The following is a 22,064-nucleotide window of genomic DNA, read 5'->3' on the forward strand; positions in this document are numbered from 1 at the left end:
CCCGGCAGGTGGCACAGGTTTAAGCTCCACTTCCATGGTCGGCAACTGGTCCACTTATCGGGAGCTGCTGCTGCCCGCGCTCAGCGGACGGCGCCGGGCCGTCGAGACGGAACTCCGGCACGCCATCCGCGACGGCAGGCTCACGACCGGCACCCGCCTGCCGTCCAGCCGCGACCTCGCCCAGCAGCTCGACGTCTCCAGGGGCACCGTCACGGCCGCGTACGCGCAGCTCGTCGGCGAGGGCTACCTGTCGGCGAAGCGCGGCTCCGGCACCACCGTGACCGCCGCGGGCGGCTGGCCGTCCGACAGCAGGCCGCTGCCCGACGCGCCGCCGCACTGGCGCTACGACCTGCACCCGCGGGTGCCCGCGCTGAGCGCGTTCCCGCGCGCCGAGTGGATCGCCGCCTACCGCGCCGGGCTGGCCGGTCTGTCCGACGAGGAACTGGGCTACCCACCGGCCGCGGGCCACCCCGCCCTGCGCGCCGAACTGTCCGACTACCTGGGCCGCGTGCGGGCCGTGGTGTCCGAACCGGACGCCGTGGTGTTCACCAACGGCTCCGCGCAGGGCCTCGCGCTGTTCGCCCGCACCCTCGTCGCGCAGGGCCACACCAGCATCGCCGTCGAGACGCCCGGTCACTTCGGCGTGCTGGACATGCTGCGCTCCCACGGGCTTTCGGTCGTCACCGTGCCCGTCGACGACCACGGCATCCGCGTCGACCTGCTCGCGGCCGCGGGCACGCGCGCCGTGCACGTGACGGCCGCGCACCAGTTCCCCCTCGGCGTCGTGCTCCACCCGTCGCGCAGGCACGCGCTGGTCAAGTGGGCCAGGGACGTCGACGGGCTGGTCATCGAGGACGACTACGACGCCGAACACCGCTACGACCGCCCCGCCGTGGGCGCTGTGCAGGCCCTGGACCCCAGGCGCGTCGTCTACCAGGGCAGTTCGAGCAAGGTGCTCGCCCCCGGCCTCAGGATGGGCTGGATGGTCGTGCCGGAACCGCTGCGGGACGAGGTGATCCGGCGCAAGCGGCACGAGGACATGGGCAGCGACGTCCTGCACCAGGCCGCGTTCGCCCACCTGCTGCGCACCGGCGGCTACGACCGGCACCTGCGCCGAACCCGCGCCCTGTACCGGAAGCGCCGCGACGCCCTGCTGGGCGCGCTGGCCGTGGAACTGCCGTCGTGGGAACCCGTCGGCGTCGCGGCGGGCCTGCACGTCGTCGTCCGCCTGCCGCCGGGCACCGACGACCTGGCCGTCCAGGAGCGTGCCGCCCACCGTGGGGTGAACGTATTGGCGCTGGCCCGCTACTCGCAGACACCGATGTGGCCGGGTTTGGTGCTCGGCTACGCGTCGTTGTCGCCCGATCGGCTGCGCGAGGCGGTCAGGGAACTCCGCTGACCTGTTTTTGTCGGTGCCCGGGTGCACCATGGGACCCGTGCTGTTCTCCGAGCTGGTCGAGACATCCGAGGCCGTGGCCGCGACGCGGTCCCGGCTGGCCAAGGTCGCCGCGCTGGCGGGCCTGCTGAAACGGCTGGACACCCCGGCGGTGGTGTCCTTCCTCATCGGCGTGCCCAGCCAGGGCCGCATCGGCGCGGGCTGGAGAACGGTGGGTGACCTGGCCGTGCCACCGGCGGCGGCCGAGTCGCTGACGGTGGCCGAGGTCGACGAGGCCCTCGGCGCTTACGGGACGGTCAGCGGCAAGGGCTCCGCCGGTCGCCGCGCAGACCTCCTGGCCGCCCTCTTCGGCCGTGCCACGGCGGCGGAGCAGGGTTTCCTGCGCCGCCTGCTGACCGGCGAGCTGCGGCAGGGCGCGTTGGAGGGCGTGATGCTGGACGCCATCGCGTCGGCGGCCGACGTGCCGGGAGCGGTGGTGCGCCGGGCTTTCATGCTGTCCGGCTCGCTGCCGGACACAGCAGTGGCGGCGCTGAACGGCGGCGAGGCCGAACTCGCCGAGGTGAGGCTGGAGGTGGGCAGACCGGTCCGCCCGATGCTCGCCTCGCCCGCCTCGTCACTACCGGAGGCGATGGCGGAGTTGGGCAGCGTCGTCGTCGAGCACAAACTGGACGGCGCCCGCATCCAGGTGCACAGGTCGGGTTCGGAGGTCCACATCTTCACCCGCACCCTGCGGGAGATCACCGCCACCGTGCCCGAACTGGTCGACCTGGTGCGCGCCATGCCGTGCACCTCGGTCGTCCTGGACGGCGAAACCCTGGCCCTGACGGACGACGGCAAGCCAAGACCGTTCCAGGAGACCATGAGCCGCTTCGGCGCCCAGGACGTCCGCGAACTCCTGCTGTCCCCGTTCTTCTTCGACTGCCTGCACCTGGACGGCCAAGACCTCTTGGACGAACCACTGCGAGCCCGCCTGACAGCCCTCCGCACCGTGGCGGGCCCACACGTCATCCCAGGCGTGCAAGACCCGACCCCAGACGCCGCCGCGGCGGTGGTCGACGCCTCACTGGCGGCGGGCCACGAGGGCGTCATGGTCAAGTCCCTGACCTCCTCCTACGCGGCAGGCAGACGCGGCAGCGCCTGGCAGAAGGTCAAACCGGTCCACACCCTCGACCTGGTCGTGCTGGGCGTCGAATGGGGCAGCGGCCGCCGCTCGGGCAAACTCTCCAACCTCCACCTGGGCGCCCGCGACCCGAACGGCGGCCCACCGGTCATGGTCGGCAAGACGTTCAAGGGCATGACGGACGAACTGCTCGCGTGGCAAACCAAGGCCCTGGCCGACATAGCCACCGAGGACCACCCCTGGGGAATCGTGGTCAACCCCGAGTTGGTGATCGAGATCGAATTGGACGGCGCCCAGGTAAGCCCCCGCTACCCCGGCGGCCTGGCACTCCGCTTCGCCCGCGTGCTCAGGTACAGACCGGACAAGGACGCGGCGGACGCGGACACGATCGACGCGGTGCGGGCTTTGCTGCCGGGGAAGGCGCCAGGGGTGGGGACAGGCGGTGGTGAGGGGGAAGGGGAGAGCGGCGGGACGTGAGGGGTGGAGGCGAGGAGAGGTGAGGAGCGGGAAGCGACGAGGAGCGGGAAAAGGGGCAAGGAGCCGAGGGCGGGCAAAGGAGCCAGGGCGCGGGGCAACGAGCCAGAAGCAAGGGCAAGCAGCGCTTGTTCGATGAGGCCTGCGGCCAAAGGCTTGGTTTCGCGCCGCTAGACGAGCGTCGGGGATGGGATGGCTTCGCTCAAGCAGGAACAGCAAACCTGCCCAACCAACAAACCCGACACCACGCACTCCCCAGCCAACCCACCCAGCCAACCCGGTCAGCAACCCACCATCGCAGCCCACCTGACAGCACGCCCCCCAGCAAACCCATCCAACCCATCGCAACCCGCCTGGCAGCACGCAACCCGGCCACGACGTCTCCCGAGCAGACCCTCTCCGCCCCCGATCCGAAGCGCCCTCATCGTCGATCTTGGTTTGTCAAGGCATCTTTCCCGCCTTGACAAACCAAGATCGACGATGGAGACAATCGCGCGAGCGGGGGTGAGGGAGACCCACCCCAACCAGCCGCCCTGCAACAAACCGAGCACAGCCCACCAACCGCACCACCACCTACCAACCCGCGACCCGCGACCCGCGACCCGCGACCCGCGACCCGAACAGCGCCTCCCCCACCCCCTCAAAGATCAACCCCAAGCACACCCCCCATTTCCCGCGTAGTATTCGATCCTCGTGCGGTTCATCGAAGGGCATCGGCCCAGCTACGACCTGACGTATGACGACGTCTTCCTGGTACCCGGCCGATCGGCCGTCGAGTCCAGGTTCGGCGTGGACCTCTCCACCTCCGACCACACCGGCGCCACCATCCCCGTGGTGGTCGCGAACATGACCGCCGTCGCGGGCAGGCGGATGGCTGAGACCATGGCCAGGCGTGGCGGGCTGGTGGTGCTTCCCCAGGACGTGGCCCCGGAGGTCGTGGCCGGGATCGTCCAGTGGGTGAAGGAGCGGCATCCGGTCTGGGACACGCCGCTGGTCCTCAAGCCGGGCGATTCCGTCGCCGACGCCCTCAACCTCCTCCCGAAACGCGCTCACGGAGCCGTGGTCGTGGTCGACGACGACGGCAAACCGGTAGGCGTCGTCGATGAGGCCGCCTGTTCGGGCGTGGACAGGTTCACCCGGCTGTCGGAGGTGGCCGACGAGCACGTGCTCACGCTCCCCCTGAACACCGCCCCCCGCGAGGTCTTCGACCACCTCAACGGGCGCACGCAGAAGGTCGCGCTGGGTGTGGACGACGACGGGCGGCTGAAGGGCGTCCTGACCGCCCTGGGGGCGCTCCGGGCCGAGGTCTACACGCCGGCGCTGGACCAAGGGGGGCGGCTGCGGGTCGCGGCCGCGGTGGGGGTCAACGGTGACGTGGGCGCGAAAGCGGCCGAGCTGCTCAGCGCGGGCGTGGACACCCTGGTCGTCGACACCGCCCACGGCCACCAGGAGAAGATGCTCACCGCCCTCCAGGCCGTCCGCAAGCAGAACCCGGCCGTCCCGGTCGTCGCGGGCAACGTGGTCACGGCCGAAGGCGTCCGGGACCTCGTCGAAGCGGGCGCGGACATCATCAAGGTCGGTGTGGGCCCCGGCGCGATGTGCACGACCCGGATGATGACCGGCGTGGGCCGCCCGCAGTTCTCCGCGGTGGCCGAGTGCGCCGCGGAGGCGCGCAGGCTCGGCAAGCACGTCTGGGCGGACGGCGGCGTGCGGCACCCGCGCGACGTGGCGCTCGCCCTGGCCGCGGGCGCGTCCAGCGTCATGGTCGGCTCCTGGTTCGCCGGCACCTACGAATCCCCCGGCGACCTGCGCAGCGACGAGTCCGGCCGCCTCTACAAGGAGTCCTTCGGGATGGCCTCGAAGCGGGCCGTCAGCGCGCGCACCCGGACCGACAACGCGTTCGACCGGGCGCGCAAGGGCCTGTTCGAGGAGGGCATCTCGACGTCGCGGATGTGGCTGGACCCGGTCCGGCCCAGCGTCGAGGACCTGCTGGACGCCATCACCTCCGGCGTCCGGTCGTCGTGCACGTACGCGGGCGCGGAGAACCTGGAGGCGTTCCACGAGCGCGCGGTGCTGGGCGTCCAGTCCGCCGCGGGCTTCGCCGAAGGACGTCCGCTGCCCGGCGGTTGGTGAAAACCAGACATACCACCGAAAAAGAAAAGTGGCTTGCACCACACGCCTAGGCTCTTGTCGTGGACGAAGCGGTGGAGGTCTCGGACCTCGTCAAGGTCTACAAGCCGGGCCAGAAGCCCGCTGTGGACGGACTTGGTTTCACGGTGCCGCCAGGGGAGGTGTTCGGGCTGCTCGGTCCGAACGGGGCGGGCAAGACCACCACCGTCGGCGTGCTCACCACCAGGGTGCGGCTCACCTCGGGTCGCGCCCTGGTGTGCGGTGTGGACGTGACCGCCGACTCCCAGCGGGCTCGGCAACTGCTGGCTGTGGTGCCGCAGCGCAACAACCTGGACCGGACGCTGAACGCCCGGCAGAACCTGCTGTTCCACGCCGCCTACCACGGCATCGGCCGCGCCGAGCGAACCAGGCTGGCCGACGACATCCTGGCCAAGATGGGTCTGGAGGACCACGCGAAGGCGCTGGTCGACACGCTCTCCGGCGGGCAGGCGCAGCGGCTGATGATCGCGCGGGCCCTGATGCACCGGCCGAAGGTGCTGTTCCTGGACGAGCCGTCGACGGGACTCGACCCGCAGGCCCGGCTGTTCGTGCACGACCGGGTCGCCGCGCTCCAGCAGGAGGGCGTGACGATCGTGCTGACGACGCACGACATGGACGAGGCCGCGAAGCTGTGCGACCGGGTCGGCATCGTCGACCACGGCAAGCTGCTCGCGCTCGACAGCCCGGAGAAGCTGACGTCGTCGCTGCCGGGCAGCACCACCATCAGCGTCACGACCAGTCCGGTCGGGACGGACCCGCGGGTGGTCACGGCAGCGCTGAGCGACCTCGCCGGTGTCGTGCGGGTCGAGGAGGTGGCCGGGAGCAGCGCGTTCCGCGTCTACGCCGACGCGACCGCCGCCGTCGCGCTGCCCGCCGTGCTGCGCGTGCTGGAGGAGCTGGGGGTGGCCGTCAGCGACCTGGCGATCGGCAAACCGAGCCTCGAGGACGTGTTCATCCAGATGACGGGCAGGGAACTCCGATGAGCGCGACACCCGCGTCGGTCTCGATCCGCACGTTCCGCGCGATCCTCTGGCGGGACGTGTTCGTCACCGGCAGCGAGATGCCCAGCTTCCTCGCGCAGGTGCTGATCCAGCCGTTCTTCATCCTCTTCATCTTCGGCAAGGTCCTCGGCGACATCGGCTTCGTGCAGGGGGACTTCGCCGCCGTGCTGCTGCCCGGCATCGTGGCCATGAACGGCTTCCTCGGGGCGCTCCAGAACACGACGCTGCCGCTGGTGCTGGACTTCTCGTGGACCCGCGAGATCGAGGACCGGCTGCTCGCGCCCATCCCGATCCCGCTGGTGGCGGTGGAGAAGATGGTGTTCGGCGGACTGCGCGGTCTGCTCGCCGCGGTGCTGATGGTGCCGATCGGGTTCCTGCTGCTCGACGTGAGCTGGCCGGTCGCCGGGCTGCCGATGGCGTTCCTGGTGATCTGCCTCGGTTCGCTCGCGGGCGCCGCGGTCGGCATGGTGATCGGCACGTCCGTCCCGCCGCGCCGGATCAACATCATGTTCGCGGTCATCCTCACGCCGCTGCTGTTCACCGGCTCCGCGCAGTTCCCGTGGTCCGCGCTGGAGCACACCCGCTGGTTCCAGGTGGTGTGCGCGCTGAACCCGCTGACCTACGTCAGCGAGGGCATGCGGGCCGTGCTGGTGCCCGAGGTGCCGCACATCCCGCTGGGCGTGAACCTGCTGGTGCTCGTGGCGTCCGTCGTGGGCTTCGGCGCGCTCGGCATGAAGGGTTTTATGCGCCGCGCGTTGGACTAGAATGCGAATGGGCACAAATCCCCATTCATTTCGCGGCACCCGAGGTATATATTGCCCTCTCGGGGATGAACACGTGTCGCTCACGGGGGTGTCATCATGCTGGAAGTCGAACTCGACATCTTATCGGGAATGCCCAACCCGACCTGGATCCTTTCCGGGGAGCACGAGCGGGAACTGGTCGACCGAATCGCCGCCGATCCCGCACAGCTCTCACCCGCCGCGACCGCCGAGGAGCAGTTCAGCCTCGGCTACCGCGGCCTTCTCGTCAGGACCGTCAAGACGGACGGCGAACAACGGTCGCTCACGCTGCCGCAGGAGTTCCGCGTGGGCAGCAGGCCCGCGACGGAGCCCGCCGCCGAGTGGCTGCTCGGCACGGCGGAGAGCTACCGCGACAGCGGGGTGACCGACGTGCTGCGCGAGGCCGCGGCGGAGGGGATCGCGCGGATCGACAACCTGGTCGTCGACCCGGCGCAGCCCGCGACCGGGTTCGGCGGTCGCGAGCAGCAGGACAACGAGGACCCCGACACCCCGAACGGGGGTGGTGAAGGGGTCTCCACCAGGGGCGCGACCTGGTGGGCCTGCGGGTCGAACTACTTCAGCGCCAACGCCGACCTGTTCAACCGGCCGGAGAACGTGACGCGCAACAACTGCTACTGCTTCGCCAGCAACCACCTGGCGGGTGTGCGCTACGCGCTGCCGGGCAAGCGCGGCGGGCGGCCCGCGACGTCCATCACGTGCGGCGGCTGCACCGACGGGCTGCGCGCGGACGGGTGGCAGGACGGCTGCCAGACGAACGGCCTGACGATCGCGATGGTGATCTGGCCCAACGTCGACTACCACTTCTACCGCCTCGTGACCGGCGGCCCGAACTGGTGGTGGGGCCACAAGCCGGGCGGAACGCCCGCGAAGTACACCGACGACTGCGGCCACGCGATCTACCAGGAGAACGGCACGGGATACGCGCCGAACAACATCTGCCGCGGCAACTACACCAATTTCTGCGGCTACTTCTACCAGAACAACAGCACCGCACTGGTGGCATAGGAGAATGCAATAGACGCGCGCCGATTCATAGCCGGAGCATTGCTCGTGCTCCTCGCTTCGGCTTGCGCTTCGACGCCTTCCGGAGAGGACAAGACCGTGTCGGGGAAAACGGTGGTCGAACTCGACATCTTCTCCGGGAGGCCGAACCCGACGTGGACGCTGCCGGACGCGGAGGCGACCGCGTTCCGGGAGAGGCTCGACGCGCTGGCGGGGACGGCCTCCGGGCAGGTGGCGAACAACCTGGGCTACCGGGGGTTCGTCGTCCGGACGGGTGACGAGGTCGTCACCGTCCAGCGCGGACTCGTGCGGAGGGCGGATGGCGGGACGACCACGTACGGGACGGACCCGAACCGGGACCTCGAGCAGTGGCTGCTGGACTCGGGCAAGTCGTCCCTGGACCCGGACCTGGTCACCACGGTCGAGCACGAACTCGGCGGCTGACGAACGGCGGAGGGGGCGCCCACCCCGGTGGACGCCCCCTCCGCCGTCGGATCATCAGCTCGAGTAGTCCTCCAGCATCTCGGTGACCAGCGCGGCGATCGGCGACCGCTCCGAGCGGGTCAGCGTGACGTGGGCGAACAGCGGGTGCCCCTTGAGCTTCTCGATCACCGCGGCGACGCCGTCGTGCCTGCCGACGCGCAGGTTGTCGCGCTGCGCCACGTCGTGGGTGAGGACCACCCGCGAGTTCGTGCCCAGCCTCGACAGCACGGTCAGCAGGACGTTGCGCTCCAACGACTGCGCCTCGTCGACGATCACGTACGAGTCGTGCAGCGACCGGCCGCGGATGTGGGTCAGCGGCAGGACCTCCAGCATCCCGCGGTCCATGACCTCCTCGACCACGTCCTGGCTGACCAGCGCGCCGAGGGTGTCGAACACCGCCTGCGCCCAGGGCTGCATCTTCTCGCTCTCGGAACCGGGCAGGTAGCCCAGGTCCTGACCGCCGACGGCGTAGAGCGGCCGGAACACCACGACCTTGCGGTGGTGCCTGCGCTCCATCACCGCTTCCAGGCCCGCGCACAGCGCGAGTGCCGACTTGCCCGTTCCGGCTCGTCCGCCCAGCGAGACGATGCCGACTTCGGGGTCCAGCAGCAGGTCGAGGGCGATCCGCTGCTCGGCGGACCGGCCGTGCACGCCGAACGCCTCGCGATCACCCCTGACCAGCCTGATCTGCTTGTCCGGTGTCACGCGGGCCAGTGCGCTCGACGACCCCGCGAGCAGGCGCAGCCCGCTGTGGCAGGGCAGCTCCGCCACGTCGGCCAGGTCGTGCAGCGCCGGGTCGATGGTGCTGTCCCGGAAGAGCGCGTCCACGACGTCCTGGTCGACGTCCACGTCCGACATGCCGTTGTAGCCGGAGAGGGTGACGTCGTGAGCTCGGTACTCGTCCGCGGCGAGGCCGCAGGCACCCGCCTTGACGCGCAGCGGCATGTCCTTGGTGACCAGGGTGACGGAACGTCCCTCGGCAGCCAGGTTCAGCGCGCACGCGAGGATGCGGGCGTCGTTGGAGTCGGTGCGGAAACCGGCGGGCAACACCTCCGGATCGGTGTGGTTGAGCTCGACGTGCAGGGTTCCACCGACATCGCCAATCGGCACCGGGGAGTCCAGGCGACCATGCCGCAAACGGAGGTCGTCGAGCAGTCGCAGCGCTTCTCGGGCGAACCAGCCCAGTTCGGGGTGGTTCCGCTTCCCCTCCAGCTCGCTGATCACCACGAGCGGGAGCACGACCTCGTGCTCCGCGAACCTCGTGGTCGCCATCGGGTCGGAGAGGAGGACGGACGTGTCCACCACGAACGTGCGGGTGGTGGGCGTGTCGCTGTCCGGAGAAGTAGTGCGCGGTGAGCCTGAGGAACGGCTCGCGGGTCGTCGTGCGTTCACGGCAACTCCCTCACGAACGCGGCACCCGCGTCCGTTCCTCGCTGGGCCAGGCACCAACCCCGATCGATCGGACCGCCTGAGTTCAGGCGAGCCGACCGCGAGGGCCGGGTGCCGGCCCCCTCGCGCTCACTGCCACGATCAGGGCCTCCCTGCGCGGTCCGCAGTGGTCGCGTCCCGCCAGTTCGAAAGTTACCTGCGAAAGTGCTCCCTGTGCAGGGAGCCACACAGGTGATTCGTAAATTCCTCTCCAGCTCGCTGAACGGTCATCCACCGGCGCGGTGGGTCATCAGGCGGCCGAAACGGACTCCACTTGGCCCAGCGCACGTGGCGTTCGCGCAGCTCAGCGCACGTTCTGTCACATCAGCCCCACGATCACGCGGAGTCACGGGGCAACCAGGACACCGCCGTCGCGACTTCTTCCCGCAACATCTCCGGAACCAGAGGTTCATCGAGGACGGTCAGGTATCTGTCCGCAAGCGACACGCCCGGCGCCCTGGCGTCCAAGTAGGCCCGCACGAGGCGCACCCCCTCGACGTAGGTGGTCGTGTACGCGCGCCACAGCGGATCGGCCAGGAAGCGCACCATCTGCCGCGCCCGGCGCTCCGGGACCAGCAGCCAACGGCACAGGTACGCGACCACGTCGGCCTCGTCGGCGCGCTGGTCGTGCAGCATCAGGGCGGCGTCCTGGCGGACCGCGGCGAGACCGGACGTGGCCATCTCGACCCGTTCCGCCAGCGGCCCCTCCATCCGCAGGCCGAGGTCGCGCAGGGTGTCCTCGGTCCACGCGCCCCAGCCGCGGCCGACCAGCGCGTGCAGGCCGAGGTCCGCCATGCCCTCGGCCATCAGGCACTGCGGGGTGTTGATCAGGAAGATCGACTGCTCGGCGAACCCCCTGCGGCCCACCAGGCCCACGTCCTTGCGGCAGTGCTCGGTGTGGTGGCCGGGATACGACTCGTGCGCGACCAGGTGCGGCAGGTTCGACATGCGGTGCCCGAGGTCGGCGTTGATCGCCACGATCGACCTGAGCCCGCCGAGGTAGTAGTTGAAGCCGCTCCACGGCTTGTCGCGCACGATCCGGTACTCGACGACCTCGCCGTCCGGCAGCCCGAACCGTTCACGGGCCAGGTCGCGCAGGGCGCTGGACAGGGCGTGCACGGCGCCCTCCAGCCGCTTGAGCGGCACCTCGTCGAGCGCGCGGAACTCCGAGAGCCGGTAGGCCAGCGTTCCCGGCCCCGGCAGCAGGTCGTCGAGCTGGGCGTGCGCGGCGCGGTAGCCGTCCACGTTGCCCGGTCGGATCCGGACCTGGAAGTACGCGGCCACCTCGTCCACGTAGCCGATCCGGACGCCCGCCAGCTTGCGCGCGCCGCACTCCAGCGCGACCAGGTGCGCGTCGAGGAAACGGCGGCGGGCCTCCACGAGGTCGCTCCCGACCAGTTCCCGGCGCAGCAGACCGGCCTGGGCCGCCAGCGCGGCCGGGTGCGGCATCGGCTCGTTGTCCACCTGGCGACGCAGGCCCTGGTCTCCGGTGAAGGAGTCCACGAGGCCCGGCGACAGGCGGCCGAGTCTCAGCCCGAGCACCTGGTACTCGCGCACCAACTGGTTGACGTCCATGAGGCCGAGAGCCTAGGAGGACGTGCTTGAACTGGACAATCCGCATGTTCGGGAACCGGGGGACGCGGACCGCCGAACGCGACCGGTCACCGGGGCAGGGCCGCGCACCGGGCTTGGCCGGGGCAGCTCCGGAGCAGGGTGACCTTCGGGGGCTTGGTGATCAACAAGGGGGCGTTCGCCGCCCCGCCGGGCCACTGGATGGACACGGCGATCGACGACGTGTTGTTGTCGTAGCTCTTCTCGACCAGCGTGCGGTCGTCGTTGACCGTGTTGACCACGTCGTAGGTCCCCGACGGGACGCCGGTGATGTCGAGCCACTGGAAGTCCACGTCGCGGCGGTAGTCGTCGCCGCTGCCGACCGAGATGCCCTCGGTGACGTCCAGCGCTCGGGGCTCGTGGTGCTTGCACATGTTGCCGCGCAGGTAGACGGCCAGCGCGCCGGTGGGGCCCGCGTCCCCGTTCGGCGTGTTGGGCAGGCTCGCCGCGTCGTGGGTCCGGTACCGGTCGCCGAGGCAGAACCCGTTCTTGCGGTCGACGACCAGGGTGTCACCGCCGGTGCCGCGGAGCTGGAAGCGCTCGAAGCCCATCAGGTGCCAGTGCTCGTGGGTCTTGGCGGGCTCGTAGTACATCGAGTTCGTGGTGGCGTGCTGCGCGGCGCCGAAGGAGGCGGGCAGGACGTCCGAGCCCCTGGTCTGGAACCCCTGGCGCACCGACATCGTGGGCTGGTCGGCGCTGTCGCGGTGGCCGAAGATCAGCAGCGGCCCGTCGCCGATGTTGTCCTCCGAGCTGGTGAACCGGAGCCGCACGGCCTTGGCCGGACCGAAGGTCTCGCACGCGCCGCCGGGGTTGTTCGCGTCCACGACCATGCACACGTCCCAGTCGCGGCACGTGACCGGATCACCGCTGAACCCGCCGGGGCACCCCACGGGCGCCTGGCGCAGGTCCGGCAGCATCCGGCTGTCGTCCGCCTGCGCGGCGGGAGTCGTGATCAGTGCCGCCACCACCAGCAGGGCGACCACACCCCGCTTGCGCTTGCTGGTCAACAACATCCGCTCCGCTTCCTCGACTGGCTCCCCTGTCGCAGGTGGACCACCTGCGGTCACTTCTCCGGAGTTCCACCGACGGCTCCGAGGCCGTGGAACCCCCGCGAACAGATGTGGTGCGGGACCCGGTGATCAGGTCCCGCACCACGGACGTTCAAGCCCTGCAACAACTTCGGCTCAACCGCCACCGGCTGACCGGCGGCCGCTCAGGCCGAAACTAGTTGCTCTGGCCGGTGCCGCCGCTGACGATGCCGCCGGAGCCGCAGATGTCGGGGGAGACGCTGTCGGCCTCGTTCGAGCCGGGCGACAGGACCGGCACGTCGATGCCGTTCGCGACGTCCTCGATCGGCACCTGCACGCCGAGCACGTTGATGTTGTTGTCGCACGCGCCGACAACGGCGTTGACGTTCTGGAGCGCCTGGGTGTTGTTCAGGTTGACGAGGCCCACCTGGGCGAAGTCGCTCTGGTCCACGCTCTGGTCGTTGCCGACCACGTCGTCGTGGTGGTGGTGGTCGGCCGGGGCACCGGTCGTCGCCGACGCCATTCCACCGAGCATGACCATGCCGGCCGCGGTCGCGGCAGCAACGGACACCATCTTCTTCAGCACTGGAATAGATCCTTAAGTGGTTGGTTCACGAATGATCAGTTCAGGCCAACGACTAACACGATGGCCGTCATGACTCGAAGAAACGGCTGCCGGGGACAAGCCGTGATGGCGAACCTACAGGCCCCTTGGTCCACATTCCACTCGATAGCCCCGATCGTGTACCACCTGTTCGAGTGAAGCTCGATGTAGGCGGGAACAAGGATCCGATCCGGAGGTCGCATACACCAGTTCTGCTATCCACCCGAATTCGACAAACGGGGCCGGAACGCGCTAGTGGAGGAATCCGCCACGACGACGTCCGCTGAATAGGAGCGGAATCGACACGGCGTCGACAGGAAGAATAAGGACGGGGTCGGCGGGAACCGGAGTTCCCGCCAACCCCGTGACCAGCGGAACCATCAGGCGCGGCGACGACCCCGCACCATCATGAGCACCGCGCTGCCGCCCAGGAGCAGCAGCAGGCCCGAGAGGGCCAGCCAGCCGCTGGACGTGCCCGTGTACGCGAGCTCACCGGGCGCGGGGGTGTTCGCGTCACCCCGCCAGTGGCCGCCCCTGACCGTGGTGGTCGTCGCGGTGCCGGGGGTCGTCGTGGTCGTCGAGCCGGTCGTGCTGGTCGTGCTGGACGACGTCGAGGTGGTCGTGACCGGGGTGGTGGTGGTCGTGACCGGGGTGGTCGTCGTGGTCACCGGGGTGGTCGTCGTGGTCACCGGAGTGGTCGTGGTGACCGGCGTCGTCGTGGTCGTGACCTGCGTGGTCGTGGTGACCGGGGTGGTCGTGGTCGTGACGGGCGTGGTGGTCGTGGTCCACGTCGTCGTCGTGACCGGGGTGGTCGTCGTGGTGGGAGGGCACTCCGGCTCCCCGCGGCCTTCCGGGGGGCACTCCGGGTGGCACTCCGGCTCGCCGCGACCCGCCGAATGCGCCGGGGGGCACTCCGGGGGCGTGTGGGCGGGGGGTTCGGGCTGCCAGTCCCCGCCGCGGCAACCGAGCGGCCACGACGCTTGCGGGTCGCAGCGGTCGCCGCCCCGCTCGCTGACCGAGGAGATCGGCTGCTCGCTGGACGACTCGGCGAATCCGGTTGTGGAGCCGATGACGATGATCGCCAGAACGGCACTCAGCAGTTGAACAAACCTGAGCATTGTACGCAGTTTCCCAGCAGGCATGCGATGAGAATTGCAGTTGAACCCGAATGCCGTAGCGAAGTAGGCATTTATCCACCAGTTCGAGTGAAAGCTTTCCTCATAAGAGTGACACTCGATTGGGACATCAATTGCGGGCTGGTCGCGGAATCCCCAAGCCGATCCGCGCGAGGCACCCGTCGGCCGGGGCAGCACCCACCCGAGAACCGACGGCCGCGCGCGGGACACCGGTCGACCACTGGCGCCGACCCCGTGGGACTCACCGCGACGTGGTCGCGCCCCACCCGGTCAGCTCAGCTCAGAACATGTGCGGAAACGACGAAGCGGCGGCGCGATCCTCCCCGAATCGAGGAACGCACCACCGCTTCAGGCCACGTCAGGAACCCTGTGGCCACATCAAGCACCGACCCCCCGAGTGGGGCCGCCTGCTTCAGGTCAGTTGTTCTGACCGGTCCCACCGTCGATGATGCCGCCCGAGGCGCACACGTCGGGGGACGCGCTGACAGCCTGGCTGTGGCCCGGCGAGAGCACCGGCACGTTGAGGCCGTTGGCAACATCCTCGACCGGCACCTGCACGCCGAGCACGTTGATGTTGTTGTCGCAAACGCCGATCACGGCGTTGACGTTGTGCAGCACGTCGGTGTTGTTCAGGTTGAGCAGTCCGACCTGACCGAAATCGCTGTGGTCGACGCTGTCGACGTTGCCCACAACGGGAGACGCGGAAGCCGCGCCACCGAGCGCCATCAGACCTGCTGCGGTGGCCAGGGCCACCGTACCGAACTTCTTCAACACGGAGAACTCCCCAAAGGAAATCTAGATTACCGACTCATAGGGCAATCGCTTGAGTTAATCCACAACTTAGGATCACCCACCGAACCCCGAACAGCGACCTTACTAAATGGCAACCTGTCCAAGGAATCGAACCGCAACAAAGCGATACGATTGCCGTGGGACGAACATACATGCCGCCCAGGGACAAATCCACTCGGTGACACCATCGTGTAGCCCCTGCTCGTACAGTGATTATTTGGCCACCTATTCGGGTGACTCAGGGGTGCGACAACGACTGACGGGACAATGCTCCGTAGCAGAATTGGCAGATCAGTACGCCTGGCCGTTACCTGAACGCGATGAAAGCCCGATTCCGGGCCGCGCCCTTGGACGCCGAGAACGCCCCGGGAAGCACGGCACGACAGGAAGAGGAGGCGCGAGACCGTGGACCGGCGGTCCGTCGACGGGAGATCCCGGCGCCCCGGCAACGACTCCGGGCGCACCACGGCATCCGACGCGACAGGAAGAGGACAGCGGCGACCATCCGAAGCGGACCCCACCCACCGCTGGAAGACCGAGACTTGCCCCGCCGACGAATCCGGGCGCACCACGACACCCGAGGTGACAGCAGAAAACTGCGGCGACCACCCGAAGCTGCCCCAGCCGCCGGCTGAAAGCCGAAGCTTGCCCTGCCGTCGACTCCGACGCACCACCGCATCCGGAGCGACAGCAGTAGAACAGCCGCGGCCATCCGAAGCGGACCCCACCCGCGAACCTCGTCCCCGTTGGACACCCAGAGGGAAAGAGCCTCGGGGATCTCCCGCGGCGCCGACCCGCCCCCTGAAACCGGAACGGCCGGGCCTGGGCGTCTCCGCCCTGACCCGGCCGACCAGCCGTCTCACCTCATCTTGCGCGCAGCACGGCCGAACCGCGCCGCGCGGCCGCGGTCACCAGCCGTGGGAACCGGCGGACGCCTCGAACGACGACGAGGCGCCGTCGGGTCCGGCCGTGTCCAGGACGGTGACGTAGGTGACCTCGCCGTCGTCGCCCACCGTGGCGAACGTCCACTCGCTGCTCGCCCCGTCCGGACCCGCGACGGAGTGGTCCTCGAAGAACGCGCCGTGGTAGCCGCCGTGGCCGTAGCCGGTCCCGGCGTGGACGACGTCCGCCACCGCGCCGTGGGGACCCGCCGTGGCGTCGAAGGCGTCGTAGGCGTCGGCCATGGCGATGCCACTGGTGCCGAGGGCGAGCGGCATGGCCAACGCGCAGACCGCGGCGGCACGGCGGAGGGAGATCTTCAAAGCTGACTCCTTGGGTGTTGAGCGAACCTTCTTGTGCGGCAAGGACATCCGGCCGACCGGAGCACCGGCGGCGATGTCGACGCCCTTTTTCATGCTGCCGGTGCCCGCCGGACCCGCACAGCGAAACGCTATGACGCAGGTCACACGGGAGTGCCGTGACAGGTCCTCCCCCGCGGCGGGCCAGGCCCCTTGACGTTGGAAGATCGACAACGGCGGGCACGAACGCGACGGGCCCTCGCGGAACGGCAGTTCACCTGGACGAATGACGGCGGCGGACGCGACTTCCGTTCACGAAGCCGGTGGACCGCACGGAGGGACGGCTGAAGCCCGTCGCGCGCCGCCGTCGTGGACCAGCGGTGCCGGGAACGCCCCTCCCGACGAACCAGGGGAGAAGAAAACGGCGTCAGCCGTCGAAATCTGAAGCAAATGGGCGAAATTCACCCTTGCCCCCGTTGCTTCTCCTCGACAAGTAACGAATCACGCGCCTGACGGCCGAATATCCCCACCAGCACTGATCACCAAGCGCGACCCCCACTCAGGTGATGCGAACCCCCGCGGTCACACACAGTGCCACCAAAACGAAACTTAACGGCCACAACCGTCGATGAATTACCCGCGATCACACGATGTGGTGACTGGGGAAGCAATTCAGCCGGGGACCAGTATCTTTCGAAATGTAGTTCTCGCTCCCAATCTTGGAGGTTGTCCCTGATGCGCAGGATCAATCGCATGATCGTTGCGGGTGCCCTGTCCATTCCTCTGGCCCTGGCGGTGAGCGGGGTCGCGTCCGCCGACACGGACACGTCCCGCGACGCCACGTACTACGAGTCCACCAGCACGGCGGGGCCGCACGGCGCCTCGTCGCACGTGGTCTACAGCAACGTGGACGACGGCTGGGACTGGGGCCACGGCGGCTACGGCTGGCACCACCACGGCGTGCTGTCGGGCCTGCTCTACGGGCTCCTCTGACGACCTCAGCACGTGATCGCGCGTCCGGCCGCCGTCCGCGGCGCCCCACCCGTGGGGTCGATGCCGCCGTGACGTGATCGCCTCGGCAAGGCACGAGCCCTTGAGGCCCCTGGAGCTTCAACCTCCAGGGGCCTCAAGGGCTTCACACGCTACCAGTCCGATTCGACTCGCTTCTCCCCCGCCGTCGCCGATCCGCATTTCCGGATGGCGGCGATTTCCCCACTTACCCGAAAGACGTGTTCGCAAACATCACGCCCCGCGAATTCATCCACAACGGCGTGGAAACCGAATTCGACCGAACGGGGTCAAGAGCCGAAGCGGCGGTGCCGAATCGCGTAGTCGCGCAGGGCGCGCAGGAAGTCCGTGCGGCGGAACGCGGGCCAGTACGCCTCGCAGAACCAGAACTCCGAGTGCGCCGACTGCCACAGCATGAAACCGGACAGCCGCTGCTCCCCCGACGTCCTGATGAGCAGGTCGGGGTCGGGCTGGCCGGACGTGTAGAGGTGCTCGGCGATGTGGTCGACGTCCAGGACCTCGGCCAGCTCCTCGATCGTGCCGCCGGTCTCCACGTGCTGCTGGAGCAGCTTCCGGACCGCGTCCGCGATCTCCTGCCTGCCGCCGTAGCCGACCGCGACGTTGACCTCGAGACCTGTGCGGCCCCTCGTGCGCAGCGCGGCGGCGGACAGCCGGGCGGCGGTCTCCGTCGGCAGCATGTCCAGCGCGCCGACGTGCCGGACGCGCCACGGGTTCTCCGGCTCGGCCAGCTCGTCCACGATGTCCGCGATGATGTCGAGCAGCGGACCCAGTTCCTCGATGGGACGGTCCAGGTTGTCCGTCGACAAGAGCCAGAGCGTCACGACCTCGACGTTCGTGTCCGTGCACCACCCGAGCAGGTCCAGGATCTTGCGCGCGCCCACCCGGTGGCCGTGGGCCACGTCGGTGAACCCCGCCTCCTTGGCCCACCGGCGGTTCCCGTCCAGCACGACACCGACGTGGCGCGGACGCTGCTTGTCGACGAGCCACTTGTTCAGCCGGTACTCGTAGACACGGGACATGACGTCCCTGACTTGCTTGAGGAGCCCCACGACCGAAGAGCCTACGCCGCGTGAGCCGGGTCACGAGCGCCCGATGCGGACGCGTGAAGTTCACCGCACGACCACTGCGGCACAACCTACGGTGCCGTAACCTCGGGGAGGTGACCTCAACGACGCACGCCCGCCAGCCTGTTCCGGCGCTGCGGCCCCGGATGCGCGGGTGGCTGCACGTCTGGTCCTTCTACATCTCCCTCGCCACCGGAGCCACGCTCATCGCACTGGCCGCCGCGACGGTCTCGGGGAAGGCCGCGCTGGCGACGTCCATCTACGGCGCGACGGTCCTCGGCCTGTTCGGGATCAGCGCGCTGTACCACCGGGTCGACTGGGTCAGCGTCAAGGCGCGGACGTGGATGAAGCGCCTGGACCACTCGATGATCTTCGTGTTCATCGCGGGCACCTACACGCCGTTCGCGCTGCTCGCGATGCCGCCGGACACGGGCAACGTGGTTCTGGCCGTGGTCTGGATCGGCGCCGTCAGCGGCGTCGTCCTCAAACTGGCCTGGCCGCACGCCCCGAAGTGGGTCGGCGTGCCGATGTACATCGCCCTCGGCTGGGTGGCCGTCTTCGTGCTGCCGGACATCATGCACCACGCGGGCATCGCGGCCCTGGTCCTGGTGATCGTCGGCGGCCTGCTCTACACCGTCGGCGGCGTGTTCTACGGCATCCGCTGGCCCAACCCCTGGCCAGGGGTCTTCGGCTTCCACGAGGTCTTCCACGCGGCCACCGTCGTCGCCGCCCTCTGCCACTACATCGCCATCTGGTTCGCGATCTACTCCGGCTGAGGTCAGAGGCCTGGGGACCGCCGATTCCCACGATCAGGCCGTCTCCAGGCCGTCACGCGTGGGCGCTGCCGCTGACCGGCCCCCAGACCGGCCAGCGGCGCTTCCCCATCCCCCTGGCCCCACGGTTCGAGTGTGAACCAGACCACGCGGTTCCGGGTGTTCACTTGAGCATTGCTTGAGGTCCTGGAAGTGACGTTCACACTGGTGAACGCCACTTCCAGGTTGATCCGTCAGCCCAGATCCGGGCCTTGGGCTCGGAGGTCGTCGACCTTCGACATCGCTTCCCGCAGGTCGCCCAGCCACGTGTCGGCGTGTTCGCCGACCAGGCGCACGGCCCAGGCCAGTGCTTCCGAGCGGGACCGGGCGACGCCTGCTGCCACGAGCGTGTCGAGCACCTTGCGCTCCGGCTGCCTGAGCCTGGTCATGACCGGCACGGACAGCGTGGTGAACAGCTCCTCGGTGCCGCCCAGCCTGGCGCCCCAGGCGACCTTGCGGCCGTAGCGGTGCTCGGCCTGCCTGGCGATCTCGATGCGCTCGTCCCTGGTCTGCTCGCGGTACCGGCTGATCCGGCCCGACTCGGCCGCGGAGCGCTCCGCGTCGTCGGCGAACTCGCCCTCCAGGTCGGGCAGCGTGCCGACCACGAGGATCTCCTCGCGGTCGACCACGACGTCCGGCGCGCTGGTGAACCAGCCGTCGGGCAGTCGTCCGGTGAACCACGCGGCGGCGTCGTCCGCCGACGGCAGGTCCGCCTGCTGCCAACCGCCCCTGCCCCGTCCGGGGCCCCATCCGCGTCCCATGTCGACCCCTCTCGTAACGTCGATTACTTGATTACGACGCTACGCCCGCAACGGTGGAAGTCGAGGGCGTTCGCTATCGGCGGAGCGCCTCCGCCAGGTCGTCCACCGAGGTCACCGGGCGGTCGCACACGTAGCCGCGGCACACGTACGCGGCCGGGCCGCCGTCGACCAGCGGGCGCTCGGCCAGGAGCGGCACGGAGTCCGGGTCGCCCGCGACGACGACACCGCCGCCGTGGACGCCCTGGCGAGCGGCGGCCACCAGCGCGGGGGACGCGCCGACCAGGGCGACCTGGACCGGACCCGCGTGCAGGGCCTCGGCGACGCTCAGCCAGTGGCCGGCGAACCTCGGTGCCCTGGCCGCCAGCAGACCCGCGCGGGCGACGGCGTGCTCCCCGGCCGTCCGGTACAGGGCGGCCCGGTCCGCGCCCAGCGCCGACGCGGTCACCAGCGCGGCGGCCAGCGAGGAGGCGCCTGCCGGGCTGGCGTTGTCCGTCGGGTCGGCCGGGCGGCTGACCAGCGCCTCGGCGTCGTCGGCGGTGTCGTGGAACGCGCCGGGGGCCTCCAGGTTCGCGAAGTGGACGAGCGCCTTGTCGAGCAGGCCGCACGCCGTGTCCAGCCAGCGCACGTCGGCGGTGACCTGGTGCAGCGCCAGCAGGCCGTCGGCCAGGCAGCCGTAGTCCTCCAGCACACCCGCCGCGGTGCCCGCCACGCCGGCGCGGGACGTGCGCAGCAGCCTGCCGTCGACCAGGTGCACGGCCAGCAGGTGGTCGGCGGCGCGGGCGGCGGCGTCGACCCAGCGGGGTTCGTCGAACAGGGCGCCCGCCTCGGCCAGCGCCGAGATGGCCAGGCCGTTCCACGCCGTCACGACCTTGTCGTCAAGGCCGGGCTGCGGGCGCTTCGCGCGGGACTCGAGCAGCGCCGCGCGCACCCGGTCCCAGCGCTCACCGCTGACCGGGTCGAGCAGCCGCAGCGTGGACGTGCCGTGCTCGAAGCTCCCCTCGTCGGTCACGGCGAAGACCCCCGCCGCCCAGACGCCGTCCTCCAGCCCCAGCACCTCGACGAGCTGGGCGGGCGTCCACACGTACGTGAGGCCCTCCTCGCCGTTGGTGTCGGCGTCCAGCGACGCGGCGAACGCGCCCTGCGGGGTGGTCAGGTCGCGGAGCAGGAACTCGGCGGTGTCGCGGACGACCTCGCGGTAGCGCGGGTTGTCGTCGCGGCGGCTGAGGTGGGTGTACGCGCGGAGCAGCAAACCGTTGTCGTACAGCATCTTCTCGAAGTGCGGCACGACCCAGGAGGCGTCGACGGAGTACCGCGCGAACCCGCCGCCGAGCTGGTCGTACAGGCCTCCCGCGGCCATCGCGTCACAGGTGGCGCGGGCCATCGACAGCGCCTCGACCGACCCGGTGCGCTCGTGGTGGCGCAGCAGGAACTCCACCACCATGGACGGCGGGAACTTCGGCGCGTTGCCGAACCCGCCGCGCTTGCGGTCGTACTCGCCCAGCAGGGACACCACCGCGCCGGACAGGGCGTCGGCATCCATTGTGGACGGCTGGAGCGGACCGCCCCGCTGCGCCAACTCGGCGACGATCGCCGCGGCCGACTCGCGCACCTCGTCGCCCTGGTCCCGCCACGCCGCCGCGATCGACTCCAGCACCTGCCCGAACGACGGCGAGCCGGGTCGCGGCTGGGGTGGGAAGTAGGTGCCCGCGTAGAACGGCTCCGCGTCGGGCGTGAGGAAGCACGTCATGGGCCAGCCGCCGTGGCCGGTCATGGCCTGCGTGACCTCCATGTACACCGCGTCCACGTCCGGCCGCTCCTCGCGGTCCACCTTGACGCTCACGAAGTGCTCGTTCAGGTACGCGGCGGTGGTCTCGTCCTCGAACGACTCGTGCGCCATCACGTGGCACCAGTGGCAGGCCGCGTAGCCGATCGACAGCAGCACCGGCACGTTCCGCCGCTTCGCCTCCTCGAACGCCTCCGCCGACCACGGCTGCCAGTGCACCGGGTTGTCGGCGTGCTGGAGGAGGTACGGGCTGGTGGAAGACGCGAGCCGGTTCGTCATGCCGTCCACAGTAATTCGCCCGCGCCCCGGTCGTCGGTCGGTCAGACTCAC

At 69.7% G+C, this 22,064-nt stretch carries 19 protein-coding genes; 10 read left to right on the forward strand and 9 right to left on the reverse strand.

The window, feature by feature from the left end:
- Positions 1–34: 34 nt before the first annotated feature.
- The 7 genes from pdxR (at position 35) to NZH93_RS23565 (ending at position 8,409) form a co-directional block, all read left to right on the forward strand.
- Positions 35–1,399 (forward strand): MocR-like pyridoxine biosynthesis transcription factor PdxR, encoded by a 1,365-nt coding sequence (gene pdxR / locus NZH93_RS23535; protein ID WP_259625344.1) that lies wholly within the window; start codon positions 35–37, stop codon positions 1,397–1,399.
- A 37-nt stretch (positions 1,400–1,436) separates the two neighbouring features.
- Positions 1,437–2,993: an ATP-dependent DNA ligase gene (locus NZH93_RS23540; RefSeq protein ID WP_259625345.1), complete on the forward strand. Its 1,557-nt coding sequence runs from the start codon at positions 1,437–1,439 to the stop codon at positions 2,991–2,993.
- 690 nt (positions 2,994–3,683) lie between these two features.
- Positions 3,684–5,123 (forward strand): GuaB1 family IMP dehydrogenase-related protein, encoded by a 1,440-nt coding sequence (locus NZH93_RS23545; protein ID WP_259625346.1) that lies wholly within the window; start codon positions 3,684–3,686, stop codon positions 5,121–5,123.
- A 59-nt stretch (positions 5,124–5,182) separates the two neighbouring features.
- Complete coding sequence (locus NZH93_RS23550) at positions 5,183–6,142, forward strand: ABC transporter ATP-binding protein (protein WP_259625347.1); 960 nt, start codon at positions 5,183–5,185, stop codon at positions 6,140–6,142.
- Complete coding sequence (locus tag NZH93_RS23555; RefSeq protein ID WP_259625348.1) at positions 6,139–6,924, forward strand: ABC transporter permease; 786 nt, start codon at positions 6,139–6,141, stop codon at positions 6,922–6,924. Before NZH93_RS23550 ends, NZH93_RS23555 begins: the two co-directional genes overlap by 4 nt.
- A 96-nt stretch (positions 6,925–7,020) precedes the next feature.
- A complete protein-coding gene (locus NZH93_RS23560; protein ID WP_259625349.1) occupies positions 7,021–7,968 on the forward strand; it encodes a hypothetical protein in 948 nt (315 codons plus the stop codon).
- Between the two features lie 96 nt (positions 7,969–8,064).
- A complete protein-coding gene (locus NZH93_RS23565) occupies positions 8,065–8,409 on the forward strand; it encodes a hypothetical protein (RefSeq protein ID WP_259625350.1) in 345 nt (114 codons plus the stop codon).
- A 54-nt stretch (positions 8,410–8,463) separates the two neighbouring features.
- Here NZH93_RS23565 and phoH2 read toward each other — a convergent pair whose 3' ends face one another.
- The 4 genes from phoH2 to NZH93_RS23585 form a co-directional block, all read right to left on the reverse strand.
- Positions 8,464–9,720, reverse strand: a complete 1,257-nt coding sequence (phoH2, locus tag NZH93_RS23570; RefSeq protein ID WP_372506770.1) for an RNA 5'-3' helicase PhoH2 — start codon at positions 9,718–9,720, stop codon at positions 8,464–8,466.
- Between the two features lie 492 nt (positions 9,721–10,212).
- Positions 10,213–11,451, reverse strand: coding sequence for a DUF885 domain-containing protein (locus NZH93_RS23575; RefSeq protein WP_259625351.1), 1,239 nt, complete (start codon positions 11,449–11,451; stop codon positions 10,213–10,215).
- Positions 11,452–11,537: 86 nt separating this feature from the next.
- Positions 11,538–12,500, reverse strand: coding sequence for a lysyl oxidase family protein (locus NZH93_RS23580; RefSeq protein WP_259625352.1), 963 nt, complete (start codon positions 12,498–12,500; stop codon positions 11,538–11,540).
- 211 nt (positions 12,501–12,711) lie between these two features.
- Positions 12,712–13,101 (reverse strand): hypothetical protein, encoded by a 390-nt coding sequence (locus NZH93_RS23585; protein WP_259625353.1) that lies wholly within the window; start codon positions 13,099–13,101, stop codon positions 12,712–12,714.
- Positions 13,102–13,527: 426 nt separating this feature from the next.
- Here NZH93_RS23585 and NZH93_RS23590 point away from each other — a divergent pair, with 426 nt between their 5' ends.
- Entirely contained in the window at positions 13,528–14,223 is a 696-nt protein-coding gene (locus NZH93_RS23590; protein ID WP_259625466.1) for a hypothetical protein, read from the forward strand.
- Between the two features lie 449 nt (positions 14,224–14,672).
- On the opposite strand, the gene NZH93_RS23595 is transcribed toward NZH93_RS23590, so the two are convergent.
- Together NZH93_RS23595 and NZH93_RS23600 are read right to left on the reverse strand one after the other, a co-directional pair.
- Positions 14,673–15,029: a hypothetical protein gene (locus tag NZH93_RS23595; RefSeq protein ID WP_259625354.1), complete on the reverse strand. Its 357-nt coding sequence runs from the start codon at positions 15,027–15,029 to the stop codon at positions 14,673–14,675.
- Between the two features lie 926 nt (positions 15,030–15,955).
- Positions 15,956–16,309: a hypothetical protein gene (locus NZH93_RS23600; RefSeq protein ID WP_259625355.1), complete on the reverse strand. Its 354-nt coding sequence runs from the start codon at positions 16,307–16,309 to the stop codon at positions 15,956–15,958.
- A 729-nt stretch (positions 16,310–17,038) separates the two neighbouring features.
- Between NZH93_RS23600 and NZH93_RS23605 the strand changes: the two genes are divergently transcribed.
- Positions 17,039–17,278, forward strand: a complete 240-nt coding sequence (locus tag NZH93_RS23605; RefSeq protein ID WP_259625356.1) for a hypothetical protein — start codon at positions 17,039–17,041, stop codon at positions 17,276–17,278.
- A 305-nt stretch (positions 17,279–17,583) separates the two neighbouring features.
- On the opposite strand, the gene NZH93_RS23610 is transcribed toward NZH93_RS23605, so the two are convergent.
- Entirely contained in the window at positions 17,584–18,363 is a 780-nt protein-coding gene (locus NZH93_RS23610) for an isoprenyl transferase (RefSeq protein ID WP_259625357.1), read from the reverse strand.
- A gap of 161 nt (positions 18,364–18,524) precedes the next feature.
- Between NZH93_RS23610 and trhA the strand changes: the two genes are divergently transcribed.
- On the forward strand, positions 18,525–19,154 hold the full coding sequence (gene trhA, locus NZH93_RS23615; protein ID WP_259625460.1) for a PAQR family membrane homeostasis protein TrhA: 630 nt from the start codon (positions 18,525–18,527) through the stop codon (positions 19,152–19,154).
- 230 nt (positions 19,155–19,384) lie between these two features.
- On the opposite strand, the gene abmR is transcribed toward trhA, so the two are convergent.
- Entirely contained in the window at positions 19,385–19,951 is a 567-nt protein-coding gene (abmR, locus tag NZH93_RS23620; RefSeq protein ID WP_259625358.1) for an ATP-binding transcription factor AbmR, read from the reverse strand.
- A 73-nt stretch (positions 19,952–20,024) separates the two neighbouring features.
- Entirely contained in the window at positions 20,025–22,013 is a 1,989-nt protein-coding gene (locus tag NZH93_RS23625) for a thioredoxin domain-containing protein (protein ID WP_259625359.1), read from the reverse strand.
- Positions 22,014–22,064: the final 51 nt, after the last annotated feature.

The sequence above is a fragment of the Umezawaea endophytica genome, from assembly GCF_025061645.1.
GTDB classification, from domain to species: domain Bacteria; phylum Actinomycetota; class Actinomycetes; order Mycobacteriales; family Pseudonocardiaceae; genus Umezawaea; species Umezawaea endophytica.